This is a genomic window from Oligoflexia bacterium, assembly GCA_035326705.1.
Taxonomy (GTDB): domain Bacteria; phylum Bdellovibrionota_G; class JALEGL01; order JALEGL01; family JALEGL01; genus JALEGL01.
On record DAOLES010000003.1, the window covers coordinates 48,961 to 62,185 of the forward strand.

Annotated in this window: 16 protein-coding genes; 13 read left to right on the forward strand and 3 right to left on the reverse strand. The window is 36.1% G+C overall.

The window, feature by feature from the left end; translation table 11 throughout:
- From PKC21_05130 to PKC21_05140, 3 genes are read left to right on the forward strand one after another with little or no spacing between them, the layout of a single operon-like run.
- Complete coding sequence (locus tag PKC21_05130) at positions 1-1,917, forward strand: fumarate reductase/succinate dehydrogenase flavoprotein subunit (GenBank protein HMR24719.1); 1,917 nt, start codon at positions 1-3, stop codon at positions 1,915-1,917.
- Positions 1,917-2,663, forward strand: coding sequence for a succinate dehydrogenase/fumarate reductase iron-sulfur subunit (locus PKC21_05135; protein HMR24720.1), 747 nt, complete (start codon positions 1,917-1,919; stop codon positions 2,661-2,663). Before PKC21_05130 ends, PKC21_05135 begins: the two co-directional genes overlap by 1 nt.
- 4 nt (positions 2,664-2,667) lie before the next feature.
- On the forward strand, positions 2,668-3,339 hold the full coding sequence (locus PKC21_05140) for an iron-sulfur cluster assembly accessory protein (protein HMR24721.1): 672 nt from the start codon (positions 2,668-2,670) through the stop codon (positions 3,337-3,339).
- A 77-nt stretch (positions 3,340-3,416) separates the two neighbouring features.
- On the opposite strand, the gene PKC21_05145 is transcribed toward PKC21_05140, so the two are convergent.
- Positions 3,417-3,731 carry a 4a-hydroxytetrahydrobiopterin dehydratase gene (locus PKC21_05145; GenBank protein HMR24722.1) on the reverse strand — a complete coding sequence of 105 codons (315 nt, stop codon included), beginning with the start codon at positions 3,729-3,731 and terminating at the stop codon, positions 3,417-3,419.
- An 86-nt stretch (positions 3,732-3,817) separates the two neighbouring features.
- Positions 3,818-4,162: a DUF2853 family protein gene (locus PKC21_05150; GenBank protein ID HMR24723.1), complete on the reverse strand. Its 345-nt coding sequence runs from the start codon at positions 4,160-4,162 to the stop codon at positions 3,818-3,820.
- Between the two features lie 254 nt (positions 4,163-4,416).
- Between PKC21_05150 and PKC21_05155 the strand changes: the two genes are divergently transcribed.
- From PKC21_05155 to PKC21_05200, 10 genes are all read left to right on the forward strand, one after another.
- Entirely contained in the window at positions 4,417-4,920 is a 504-nt protein-coding gene (locus PKC21_05155) for a Na+/H+ antiporter subunit E (protein ID HMR24724.1), read from the forward strand.
- Positions 4,917-5,210, forward strand: coding sequence for a monovalent cation/H+ antiporter complex subunit F (locus tag PKC21_05160; protein HMR24725.1), 294 nt, complete (start codon positions 4,917-4,919; stop codon positions 5,208-5,210). The genes PKC21_05155 and PKC21_05160 overlap by 4 nt, the downstream gene beginning before the upstream one ends.
- On the forward strand, positions 5,207-5,521 hold the full coding sequence (gene mnhG / locus PKC21_05165; GenBank protein ID HMR24726.1) for a monovalent cation/H(+) antiporter subunit G: 315 nt from the start codon (positions 5,207-5,209) through the stop codon (positions 5,519-5,521). Before PKC21_05160 ends, mnhG begins: the two co-directional genes overlap by 4 nt.
- On the forward strand, positions 5,518-5,772 hold the full coding sequence (locus PKC21_05170) for a DUF4040 domain-containing protein (GenBank protein ID HMR24727.1): 255 nt from the start codon (positions 5,518-5,520) through the stop codon (positions 5,770-5,772). Before mnhG ends, PKC21_05170 begins: the two co-directional genes overlap by 4 nt.
- On the forward strand, positions 5,769-6,080 hold the full coding sequence (locus tag PKC21_05175) for a hypothetical protein (GenBank protein ID HMR24728.1): 312 nt from the start codon (positions 5,769-5,771) through the stop codon (positions 6,078-6,080). The genes PKC21_05170 and PKC21_05175 overlap by 4 nt, the downstream gene beginning before the upstream one ends.
- Positions 6,077-6,499 (forward strand): MnhB domain-containing protein, encoded by a 423-nt coding sequence (locus PKC21_05180; protein ID HMR24729.1) that lies wholly within the window; start codon positions 6,077-6,079, stop codon positions 6,497-6,499. The genes PKC21_05175 and PKC21_05180 overlap by 4 nt, the downstream gene beginning before the upstream one ends.
- Positions 6,496-6,843 carry a cation:proton antiporter subunit C gene (locus PKC21_05185; protein ID HMR24730.1) on the forward strand — a complete coding sequence of 116 codons (348 nt, stop codon included), beginning with the start codon at positions 6,496-6,498 and terminating at the stop codon, positions 6,841-6,843. Before PKC21_05180 ends, PKC21_05185 begins: the two co-directional genes overlap by 4 nt.
- 5 nt (positions 6,844-6,848) lie before the next feature.
- On the forward strand, positions 6,849-8,339 hold the full coding sequence (locus PKC21_05190; GenBank protein HMR24731.1) for a proton-conducting transporter membrane subunit: 1,491 nt from the start codon (positions 6,849-6,851) through the stop codon (positions 8,337-8,339).
- Entirely contained in the window at positions 8,336-9,766 is a 1,431-nt protein-coding gene (locus tag PKC21_05195; protein HMR24732.1) for a proton-conducting transporter membrane subunit, read from the forward strand. The genes PKC21_05190 and PKC21_05195 overlap by 4 nt, the downstream gene beginning before the upstream one ends.
- 126 nt (positions 9,767-9,892) lie before the next feature.
- Complete coding sequence (locus PKC21_05200; GenBank protein ID HMR24733.1) at positions 9,893-11,470, forward strand: proton-conducting transporter membrane subunit; 1,578 nt, start codon at positions 9,893-9,895, stop codon at positions 11,468-11,470.
- An 18-nt stretch (positions 11,471-11,488) separates the two neighbouring features.
- Here the strand turns inward: PKC21_05200 and PKC21_05205 are convergent, their stop codons facing one another.
- The gene (locus PKC21_05205) at positions 11,489-13,171 is read right to left on the reverse strand and encodes a tetratricopeptide repeat protein (GenBank protein HMR24734.1); all 1,683 of its coding nucleotides are present in this window, start codon (positions 13,169-13,171) and stop codon (positions 11,489-11,491) included.
- Positions 13,172-13,225 lie beyond the last annotated feature (54 nt).

Genomic DNA, 13,225 nt, shown 5'->3' on the forward strand with positions numbered 1-13,225 from the left:
ATGGCATTACAATCAAACTGTCCACAAGGCCCAATTGAAAAACAGTGGGAAACCCATAAGTTTAATATGAAGTTGGTTAACCCTGCCAACAAACGCAAATATGAAGTCATCATTGTTGGAACCGGCTTGGCCGGTGCTTCTGCTGCGGCCAGTATGGCTGAGATGGGTTACAATGTAAAAGCTTTTTGTTATCAAGATTCTGCCAGAAGGGCCCATTCTATTGCCGCTCAAGGAGGTATCAACGCTGCCAAAAACTATCCCAACGATGGTGACAGCATATACCGCTTATTTTATGACACTGTTAAAGGCGGTGATTACCGAGCTCGTGAATCCAATGTTTACCGCCTTGCAGAAAACAGCGTTAAAATCATTGACCAATGTGTTGCGCAAGGCGTTCCATTTGCCAGAGATTACAGCGGCTATTTAGACAACCGGTCTTTTGGAGGTGCTCAAGTTTCTAGGACTTTTTATGCCCGCGGGCAAACTGGCCAACAATTGTTATTAGGCGCTTACCAAGCTTTATCCAAAGAGGTCGCAACTGGCAAAGTGCGTATGTTTCCTCGTACAGAAATGCTAGATATCATTATCAAAGACGGCCAAGCCAAAGGGATTGTGGTTAGAGATATGGTATCGGGTAAAATCTCTTCGCACACGGCAGATGCTGTTGTATTAGCCACGGGTGGTTACAGCAATGTCTATTATTTAAGCACCAATGCCATGGGCTGTAACGTGACCGCTACTTGGCGAGCACACAAAAAAGGTGCCTTTTTTGCTAACCCTTGTTTTACACAAATTCACCCAACCTGTATTCCAGTTGCCGGTGAACACCAATCCAAATTAACCTTGATGAGTGAGTCTTTGCGCAATGATGGTAGAATATGGGTACCCAAGCAAAAAGGCGATACCCGACCCGCCAATGAAATTCCAGAAAGTGAAAGAGATTATTATTTAGAACGCAGATACCCGGCTTTTGGTAACTTGGTCCCTAGAGATGTGGCTTCTCGTGCTGCCAAAGAGCGTTGTGATGCTGGTTATGGTGTGGGTAAAAGCGGCTTAGGCGTTTACCTTGATTTCTCTGATGCCATTAAACGCTTGGGCAAAGATGCTATCTCTGCTCGTTACGGCAACCTTTTTGACATGTACCAACAAATTACCGGTGAAAACCCTTATGAAAGACCCATGCGGATTTTTCCAGCCCCCCACTACACCATGGGCGGCTTGTGGGTGGATTACAACCTGATGAGCAATATTCCAGGTTTGTTTGTCATTGGAGAAGCAAACTTCTCTGACCATGGTGCCAATAGACTTGGAGCCAGTGCTTTGATGCAAGGCCTATCAGATGGCTATTTTGTTCTGCCGTATACCATTGGTAATTATTTAGCCAAGGTAGACCCCAAACAACGTTTGGCTGAAGATGCACCAGAAGCCAAGGCTGTAGAAAAAGAGTTGAATGATAAAATCAATAAACTCCTCAATATCAAAGGCTCTACTTCTGTTGATAGCTTCCACAGAGAACTTGGCCGGGTCATGTGGGATTATTGTGGAATGAGCAGAAATGAAGACGGTCTTAAAGGTGCCTTAAAGAAAATTGTAGATATACGCGAGCGTTTTTGGAAAGAAGCTGCTGTGACCGGTACTGGTGAAGAACTCAATCAAAACCTTGAAAAAGCCGGACGGGTAGCTGACTTTTTAGAATTTGCTGAACTGATGGTTCATGATGCCTTAGATAGACGAGAATCTTGCGGCGGTCATTTCAGAGAAGAAAGTCAAACCGAAGATGGAGAAGCAAAAAGAGATGATGATAATTATGCTTACTCTTCTGTTTGGGAATTTAAAGGTGTTGGTCAACAGCCAACCTTGCATAAAGAAAATTTAACATTTGATTACGTTAAACCAACCCAAAGGAGCTACAAATAATGAAACTCTTACTTAAAGTTTGGCGCCAAAAAAATGCCCAAAGCAAAGGCTATTTTCAAGAGATTGAAGCTAAGGATATCAGTGAAGATAGCTCATTTTTGGAAATGCTGGATGTAATTAATGAAGGTTTAGAAGAACAAGGGAAAGAACCCATTGTTTTTGATCATGACTGCCGAGAAGGTATTTGTGGGTCATGCTCACTTATGATTAATGGCATTGCCCATGGTCCTAAAAAAGCAACCACCGCATGTCAACTGCATATGCGTTCATTTAATGATGGCGACACCATTGTTATTGAACCTTGGCGAGCACGAGCCTTTCCTGTGGTTAAAGACTTAATGGTTGATCGCAGTGCTTTTGACAGAATTATCCAAGCGGGTGGTTACATTGGTGTTTCAACTGGGGGTACCCCCGATGGCAATGCCATTCCTATTAAAAAAAGTGTTGCTGATGATGCTTTTAATACAGCTGCTTGCATTGGTTGTGGTGCTTGTGTGGCCGCCTGTAAAAATGCCAGTGCTCAACTGTTTGTATCTGCAAAAATCAACCATTTAAACAGCTTGCCACAAGGTAAAATAGAAGCTAATACCAGAACCTTGAACATGATTGCGCAGATGGATAAAGAAGGCTTTGGTGCCTGCACCAATACACAAGAGTGTGAAGCGGTCTGCCCTAAAGAAATTGAGATGCGTAATATTGTTAAAAACAACCGCTGGTTTAGCAAGGCTTTCTTTAGCCAAGAATAAACCCATGATTATAGGGATTACTTTGGGTATCCCTATAGACAAAACCTGTAAGGTGCCTAAGATGTACCTACTAAGAAATAAAAATATTATGAATACTTTAAATATAGAATTTACCGACAAAGCAACAGAAAAAATTTTGGCCTTTATTGAAAAAAGAGCTGAGCCAGAAAATACTTTGTTGCGCGTAACCATCCCCAGCGCCAATGCATCAGGTTACAATTATCAGTTTTTTTTAGATGAACAATCTAAACTCAGTGATCATGATGTTACGCTTGAATTAGAAAAATTTAAAGTTGTTCTTGAAAAGAAGCTTGTTGAAAAACTTAATGGAGCCACTGTTGACTGGGTAGAAAGCGTTTCTGGTTCAGGTTTTAAAGTTGATAATCCCAACAGACCACATATTGATCCCGATCAAAGCAGTGAAACAAAAATTCAACAGGTTTTTGAGCATGAAATTAATCCGGCTTTGGCATCGCATGGTGGAAAAGTAGAGTTAATAGAAATTAAAGACCTAAAAGCATTTGTTAAACTCAGTGGCGGTTGCCAAGGCTGCTCAAGCTCTACAGCTACACTCAAGCATGGCATAGAAAAACGTATCAGAGAAATAGCTCCTGAAATTTTAGAAGTAGTTGACGTCACTGATCATGCCTCAGGTGAAAACCCTTATTTTCAATAAAAATACTTGCTGTGGCCTAAGCCAAACAAAAAACTTACTTTTCCAGGGTTTAAAACCAACTTTAGCTGCACTATTTTTTAAATGAGTCGATCTATTTTTGCAGCAATGACAAAATCATTCATACTCAAACCACCTCTATCATGAGTGGACAGCATGAGCAGGACTTTCCCCCAAGAAAGATAAATATCAGGGTGGTGGTTCTCTTCTTCAGCTATAGCTGCTACTTGATTGACAAAATTTAATGCTTGGCGAAAATTAGCAAAACTAAATTCTTTTTCAATACAGGAGTGATCAAAGGATATTGCCCATGAATCAAGCTCTAAAAAGTATTGATCAATATCTTGTTTATTTAATCTTGGTGCAGCAGGTGTACATTTGCCATTATTAAGCATTTTTATCTCCTCATTCCTATCACACTTCATAAAAAAAGGGGGCTTTTACTTGCCCCCCTTTTTTTTAAAAACCTATTCAGTTTGGTTTATGAATAAATAGATTCTTTATTAAAATGTTTGGTTAACATATAATAAACCACTGGACGATATTTATTTTTATTAGACTGTCCATACGTGTTCATAACGGTTTCAATTGCTTGGTCTAATTCTGGACCATCTGTTAGACCTAATTTATTGATAAGAAAGTTGCTTTTTACAGTTTGAATCTCAGTAGTATCAGAAGAAGATACGGTTGCTGCATCAGCATTATAAATAGAAGGACCGCAGCCAATAGTAACTTTTTCAAGTAAATCCATATCTGGGGTAATGCCACATTTTTCTTTTAGATCTACTGCAAACTTTTGAATCATTGCGTCTCTTTTTTCACTCATTTTCCTTCTCCTTGATAATACATTAAATTAGGGCATAACACTTGATTGTTATTATTATAGCTATATTAACTGAATCTTATTCTGTCAAATGCTAGCTTGATTTGTTTTATCGGTAAATCTCTGGTCTTAAAAGATAGTTATATAAAAATATTTAATCATTTAAAGGTTTAAGCTATTGTTTTTTTTAGAAAAAAAACTTTTAAAATTATTGCTTTAGACTTTATCTTTTTTTTCACTTCCATTATGTAGCACACGTGTTTACCTTTTTAACATTGTTTGGTTTTTGGCTGACGCTCTCACAAAAATTTGACTTATTGCATGTATCTGAAGGTTTTATTCTTTCTGCTATTGTTAGCTTTATAACCCTTAAATACATCTTTCCAAAATCACAGCGAGTACCTTTCTCTCTGATTAAAAGCTTTGCTTTTGTCCGTTATTGTCTATGGTTAATTTGGCAAGTGGTAGACTCTAACCTTAAAATGATCCCCGTTATTTTAAAGCCAATCATGCCTATCAATCCGCGTGTTATAAAATTTGATCAGTCGCTTCCTCATGTCTTTGCGCAATTAACCTTAGCCAACTCTATTACACTTACCCCAGGAACCATTACCCTTGACATTGAGAATGATACATTTGTTATTCATGCACTGACCAACGATGCTGTCAATAGCCTTTTACCCCAAGGCTTACAAGGTGAAATGCAAGAAAGAGTAGAACAACTTTTTGCTGTCTCTGGTTCAGAAAAGAGGCTGGCATGAGTTTTTTTCAAATTATGCTTTATGTTTTATGCGCTGTTATGGCTCTTTCTCTTTATAGAGTTTTCACAGGCCCTACTTTATTTGACCGATTAACCGGAATAGGACTCATAGCCACTAAAACTCTGGTTATTCTTTTATTGATTGGGCTTATAACCCAGCAATTAACTTATTATATTGATATTGCTTTAAGCTATGCCATTTTAGGTTTTATTGGGCCTCTGGTTTTAGCTAAGTTTATGCAAGATAAGCAAGAAACAGATACTGCAAAAGAAAAGGAAGATGTAAAATGATTGCTATCCTAGGTAAAATACTTTTTTTCATAGGGTTTCTTTTTGCGCTTTTGGGTATCATTGGTGTTTTACGCTTCCCAGATTTTTATTCCCGCTTACATGCCGTTGGTAAATCAGATACTTTAGGGATTGCCTTAATGCTGATAGGGATTGCCTTACAAAACAGATTAAGTCTAGATACATTAAAAATTTTATTTATTCTTGTATTTATCTTTTTTGCCAATCCATTACTTACTCATGCGCTCTCCAGGGCTGCTTTAAAATTTGGTTTGAAACCCTGGGAATTAACCGATGAAGAGAAACTCAGATGAATATTGATATTATACTCGATTTATTTTTAATTTTTTTATTTTTGTGTGGAGCTTTTGCTTTGTATGGCTCAAGTTTACTTAATGCCGTTATCGTTTTTGGTGCGTTTAGCTTTTTCTCTGCCCTCATCTTTACCTTAATGGGTGCTTTAGATGTAGCCTTTACAGAAGCATGTATAGGTGCTGCCATCACAACCATTTATTTTGTCACTGGCATATTTAAAACCTCCAAAAAAGATGAGGTAAAATCATGAATCGTATACCTTACTCAGCTCAGATAAATAGAATAAGTAAAATGGTGCTTCTACTCACTTTCTTCTTGGTATTAAGTTATGCCGCCAACCAACTGCCAAAATTTGGTGATCCTCAGTCTCCAGCTTCAAACCATGTTTCACCGCATTATATTGAACATGGCTATGAACAGACCGGTGGACCTAACCTTGTGACAGACGTCTTAGCTGATTATAGATCTTTGGACACCTTATTTGAAACTGCTGTTATTTTTACATCGGCTTTGGCCTGTTTATTGATTTTGGGTTTTAGAAGGGATAACCAACAATGAAATCATTTGAAAGTAATATACTTCACCTAGGAGCAAAGATAGTCACTCCACCCATGATTGTATTTGCTTTTTATGTTTTTCTTCATGGTCATTATGGCCCTGGTGGCGGATTTCAAGCTGGAGCTATTTTAGCGGCTGCTTACATGCTCAATAGAATGTGTTTAAGATCAGATCAAAGCTTTACCATTCCCTTGCGTTTACTTTTACTAGGCGCTGCATTAGGAACTTTGATTTATTTTACCATAGGAGCGTTGAGCATGCCTTCTTCGTTCTTAGATTATAGTATTCCATTTGGTAGTGGGAAACACCGCGCGCTAGGAAGCTTACTTATTGAGTTAGGGGTTACACTCACTGTGCCCAGCGCTTTATGTTTAATTTTTGAATTATTAACCCGTGCAGCAATGGACACATCATCATGACTCAATACTTCCTGATTTTTGCAATTTTATGCTTAGGTTTAAGTGGTGTCTTATTTTGCAAAAACCTAATGAAAAAACTGATGGCTCTTAATATTATGCAAGTATCCATCATTTTATTTTTTATTGCCATGGCTTATAAAAACCGTGGCCTAGCTCCAATTGGTAACCATATTCATGATATTAGTCATATCATTAACCCTCTTCCACATGCTTTAATGCTTACCGCTATTGTAGTGGGCGTTGCTACTACAGGTCTTGCACTAAGCTTACTGATTAGAATTCATGGTGCTTACGGCACTTTGGATGAACATGAACTAATTGAAAAAGCACAAAAGGAATCTTAAGCTATATGGAATCACAACTACCCATTGTTATTTTATCAATACCTTTTATTGTTGCTCTTGGTTCAGCTGTTTTAGGTGTTTTAAAAAAATCAAATATTTTTCGTATTCTTTCTTGGGCTTATTTAGCAAACTTACTTCTATCTTTTAAGTTATTACAAACCTGTCTTGACTATGGTTTTGTGAGCAACCATTTTGCTGGCTGGGAAACACATCTAGGAATTAGTTTTAAAGTAAATCCTATTTTTGCTGCTTTGGCCATACTGATTAACTTTATTGCTTTTATTGTTGCGCTGTTTGCTTATCAACGCTGGTCAGAGTTAAGTTTTAGTTTATTTTCAATTTTATGCACCGCTTTTTTAGGTTTATTGTTTAGCAATGATTTGTTTAACATTTATGTATTCATTGAAGTCTCAGCTTTAAGTGCCTATGCCCTCATGGCCATTGGCGGAAATAAAGCAGCATTGGCAGTCTATAAATATTTAATCTTGGGTGTATGTGCTGCAACATTTTATCTCTTGGGTTTAGGTTTGTTGTACTCCCAAACGGGTTATCTTAATATTGATAGTACCGCACATTTTTTAAGAACAGAGAATGTAAACCTTAGCATCATTCATATTTCTATTATTTGTTTCTTTGTAGGTTTGGCCATTAAATCTGCTCTTTTTCCCATGCATACTTGGATGCCTTCTGTTTATACTTTTGCTCCAAGCTATATGGTTGCGTTTATCTCATCTCTGATGACCAAAATGAATATTATCATTTTCTTTAAATTATTTTTTATTGTTTTCCCACACAACCTTATTCCACATACTTTTTGGCCAACTGTTCAAGTACTTGCCTTATTGGGCGTATTTTATGGAGCGTACCATGCCTACAAAACATCTGACGCCAGACAAATGTTTGCTTATTCCAGCATTTCACAAATTGGCTTAATCTTTTTAGGCTTTTCTTTACAGTCTAGCCTGGCTCTTTTTGCGGCTTTTTTTCATATAATAATTCATGCATTGATGAAAACAGCATTTTTTCTCATCAGTGAGCAAACGATCAGTCAAGCAAGGGATCAAAACTTATCTGACTTTAAAGCCTTATCAAAACAATCAAGATGGCTTGCCGGCTTAACCGTTGTTAGTGGCGCCTCCATGGTGGGCTTACCTCCGTTTCCTGGTTTTTTTTCAAAATTTTATCTGGTTTTAACTGCTTTAGAACAGCACAACTATATTCTTCTTGTACTCTTGGTTTTTGCAAGCCTAGCAACTGCCAACTATATTTTTAAATTTATCCAGATTTGTTTTGAACCCAGTGAAAACCCCGAGCAAGAAAACCATAAAAAGTTAAGCTTTTCTAAGAAGCTAATTTTTTCTTGTTTACTTTTTATATTAGTTGGTATCAGCGCTTATACCCCAAGTTTAAAAAAACAATGGCTCAATTATTTTGAAAATCATAAACCTTTAATTGTTTATAAATCATTCGATCATTATGCGGAGCATAGACCATGATACATCTGTTGATCATTTTATTGTTGTTTTTTTCACTCATAGCCATCAGTACAATTCTTGAGCGTAAGCAGTTGAATAGTGTGCATACTGTTTTTGCTAGCATCATCACATCTTTACTGGCGTATCTTTTTTACCATTTTCACTTTTACCAAAATAGTGATGTTACTTTATTAACTTTTTCAAAAAATTTTTCACTGGGTTTTTTTGTTGATCGTTTGGGACTCAGCTTTGCAGTATTAGCAAGCCTTTTATGGACACTGACTTTACTTTATGCAAAGCCTTATTTTAAAAAATATATTGATGCTCCCTTAAAAACTTTTTACATTTGTTTTGCGCTATCTTTGATGAGCCTTTTTGGGATGTGCTTCTCAAAAAACTTGTTTAGCTTTTTTATTTTCTTTGAATTACTGAGCTTGGTCACTTATCCTTTGGTTATTCACAAACGCTCAGAAGATGCCTTTAAAGCAGGAAGAAAGTATTTAACTTACACCCTAATGGGTGGACAAGCAGCTTTACTGGGTATGCTTTTTTTATCACCATACATCGACTTAACCTTTAGCAACAGTCCTTCCGTTGATGCTTCTCTGGTTTTTAATAAAGTATTCGTTGCTGGCTATCTCTTACTTTTCTTAGGTTTTTCCGTTAAAACGGCTTTGATGCCATTTCATGGTTGGTTGCCTTCTGCCATGATTGCACCCACACCTGTATCTGCATTATTACATGCTGTTGCCGTTGTAAAAGCTGGCGCTCTAGGAATTTTTAGACTTAATATTAACTTACTATCACCAGATTTAATTTCACAATTACCGTATTACTATGTTCTTATTGGTCTTGCAGCCGTTACCATTGTTTTTGCTTCCCTTATTGCCATGACCCATCAACATATTAAAAAACGTTTGGCCTACTCAACCATTGGACAAATTTCTTATATCACTTTAGGCACATTGATTGGTTCACCTTTGGCAATCTTGGGTGCATTTTATCACTTTTTTGCACATGCCTTGCAAAAAATCACTTTGTTCTGGGTTGCGGGCATCTTCCAAAGTCAAGAAGGCAAAAACTACATTGATGAACTCAAAGGCTATGGTTATGCCTATCCAGTGATCAGTGTTTGTTTTTTTATATGTTCTTTAGGTTTGGCTGGTTTACCGGGAATGATTGGCTTTATCAGCAAAGAAAATTTATTACATGGGAGTATTGAAGCCCACCAGCCTTATTTACTAGCAGTTTTTTTGATCAGTGGTTTTTTAAATCTGCTTTATTTAATTCCTATCACTTTAAAATCATTTGAAACCAGCAGTGACCAGGAACGTCCAAAGCGAGTGAAGCTGGCTTTAGGTATGCTCATTCCCCCCATAATCACTACTTTGATTGCCATGGTCTTTGGGCTTCATCCAGAACTACTTGCAAAGGTTTTAATGCCATGAGCCCATTTACTATTATTTTGATTAAACAATTTATTCTAGGTTCAAGTGCTATGCTTGTTATTTTAATTCTAAACAACCTTTTAACATTTAAAAAACAATCTTCTAACTCTATGGAAGGGACTGACCATGAATAATTTGATTCACTATTTGCCGGTGCTTTTTGTTGTTTGTTTGTTTGTCAAAAAACCCTATTTTTCATGGCTATGGTTGGTCAATTGTTTATTACTTGTTGCAACGGTTGTTGCTAAACACGCTGATGGTCTTGAGCAACTCATTCTACTAAATTACACTGCTGTTGCTCCACACAGTTATTTTCAATTGGCTTTCCTTGTCGCATTATTTTTTTCCTCTCTTATAAGTTTTAAGCAGCTCAATAAACTTGCGGCATTAGCAGCTTACTTTGTTGCCTACTATGCTCTTGAATTACTCAACACATCAACCTGGACAGAGTTTATTTTACATTTTGAACTGGTGGCAATTTTTTCTGCTTTGCTTATTTTTTCACGCAATACCTATGCAGCACAAAAAGCTGCCTTTTCTTATATTCTGTTGCAAGTTTTGGCTGCTTCTTGCTTAATTGCTGGCAGTTTAATTGTTCATGATAACACTTTACTGCATTTTAAGTGGGGCTATGACTTGCCCAGTTATCTTATTTTACTTGGATTTTTGATCCAGGCGGCTGTTTTTCCGTTCCATTTTTGGTTTCTTAACTCCCAAGAAAAATCTTGTACAACCAGCAATTTACTCTCTCATATCTCTTTACCTTTGCTTAGTAGCTTTGCTTTACTACAGTTGTTTTCTGGTTACCCTTATCTTATTTATATTGGAATTGTTTCCAGTCTATATGCAGCAGTTTATTTAACCCTTCAAAATAGTTTACAGGCAATACTATCTTATCTAACGCTTGTTTTACTGGGTTTAATTGTATGCTCTATTGGACTTGGAACTGCTTTTTCTACACAAGCAGCACTTTTTTTAATTTTAACCGCATGCTTTTCATATTTAGGTTATTGCGCAATCATAAAAAATCAGAACTCTGATGAAAACAGTACCTGTTTATTTGAATTACAAAACAAACAACAAAAACTCTCTTCTCTTAATAGTATTTTATGGATTGTGTTTTCTATAGTAGTGATAGGTGTCCCTTTCATAGGCTATGCTTCAATGGCTATGAGCTGGTTTCATCATGGGCTAACAACAGAAAAAACCTTCACCTGGTTGAACTATGCCTTGGTGTTTACTTCCGTTGCTTCATTGTACGCTTTGGTTTTAAAACCCGTGCACTTATTTAAATTTAAAGAGCTATTAAAAAAGTGGCCTCTTTCACGATATACTGAGTGTTTATTTGCAGTGTTACTTTTGTCTCTTAGCATCCATACATCTGTCAACGCACCACAAGACTATAGAGCTATTTTTTCTGGCTATGCCCTGCACCACATTACAGTGCTTTTGGGTGCTCTGCCACTATTTTTTGGCTTTAAAAAAGTTCTTACTTATTACTCCAAGCAAAGCCCCATAGATATTTTTACAAAACTTAAAATCCCCACCATCACTAAAGACTCTACAAAAACTAGACGTTTATTCTATCCTCCTAAAATACCAACACCTCAAGTGAAATTATTTTACTTTGAATCAATTGAAAATAGCATGACTTATGTTTTAGTTGTTTTTATTATTTGTGTTGTAATGTTTTTATGGTTTTAAACTAACTCACATTTGCTTCTACTGTGAACTTTGCTGACTTTTAATTTGTTGCAAGTACTGCTGAGCAAACATATTTTGGGGGTTGATTTTTAGAACTTGTTTAAAAAATAAATCTGCTTTTTGGTAATCTTTTTGTGCGTAATAAAGCTTTCCAGCAGCATACACTAATCTTTCATTATTCTGAAAATCATGGATGACTTGACCCAATAGCCATTGTGCTCTTTTATAATCTTCCATCATTATAAATAAAGTTAAAAAATCACTAAACTCTTCAATATTGAGCTGTTTATAATCTAAAGGCTTAAGCACTTCATAAACATCTTGTTTATTGTTTTCTTTAAACCAAACAGATCTTGCAATTTTAACTCGGTAATAGGGTTTTGTACTGATTAACAAAGATTTTTGGTAATGTTCAATTGATTGCGCATATTGTTTTTGATTAAAATAAATATCTCCCAGCTCACTATGGGCAAAGTCACTCTGGTCATACTCTTCTACAATATCTGACCAAATGATTTGTGGACTGTAATATTTTATATTTTGCAAACTGGTTAATGCTATCAATACAATAATAAAGGGTACAAGCATATACTCTATAGATATTTTGCTTTTCCATTTTTTTAAAGCTACATCAATTGTTAATAAGCTTAAAACTGCTAAAGATGCTACAGCAAAATACATTCTAATTTGATCCTCTATGTTGTACATTGGGTAAAACGATGTGTGGGGAAGCATAGAAAGCCAAAAACCAATAATAAAAAATTTTGCCACAGGTAAAACATCTTTTTTTAATAATGCTAAAAAGCTGCTTAAGATAAGTGTGATATAAAACATTGTATAGCCATTGATCAGCTTGGTCACAGGTAAAGGATCATTCATCAAAAATGGTCTGGGCTTAAAAAACCAAACAACATAATGAAACACTGAACGCATTGAACTTAAAAAATAAATGTCTTTATTAAACACTCTATTTTGAGTCATTTTTCCTAAGCTCGGAGCTAACAAACCTTGAATATAGTCTAATCTAAACCACAGTAAGCCTGCTGCACATACAAATAGAAGAAAAAACAATACGCGTTGACGGGTTATATTTTTCTCTAAATTTTTTTGGTTTAACAGGGCATAGCTAAGCAACAATGCTGGATAGATGATGGCTATTTCTTTACAGAAAAATGCCAATAAAAATAAAGTCCCCTGCAAAAGGGCTGATATATACTTATGATACCGACAATAAGCATACTCACATAAACCTAAAAACATAAAAAAAACCGCAAAACTTGTACTTCTTTTCCAAACAAATTGTACTGCAATACTCTGTATAGGATGCAACAAAAAAATAAGCACCATATAAAATGCATGTTTGCGGTTCACTTTAAAAGAACAAATAAGATAATACAGCAAAATACCATTGCTTATATGTACAAAAAGATTAATCAGTCGCCAGGAAAAAAAATTAGCCCCTAAAAGTTGCGTATTCCATTGTGATATTTGCATTAAAACTGGCCTATAGCCGGCAAAACTTTGTTGACCATCTAAAAACAAAACATGAAACCATGATGGCTTTGGTCCAGACAATAACCAATGATTGTTTTGAAAAAGAGCAATATCATCAAAATAACCTGGAGCATTTAACAAAAAGATGTAACTAAAAAATGGAATTGCTAAAAGTAAGTATATATATTTATTTTCTTTTTTAAGCATTAAGCACCCAACCCATATAAAGCATAAAAATCAATCCTATTTAAGCCCGTCCTT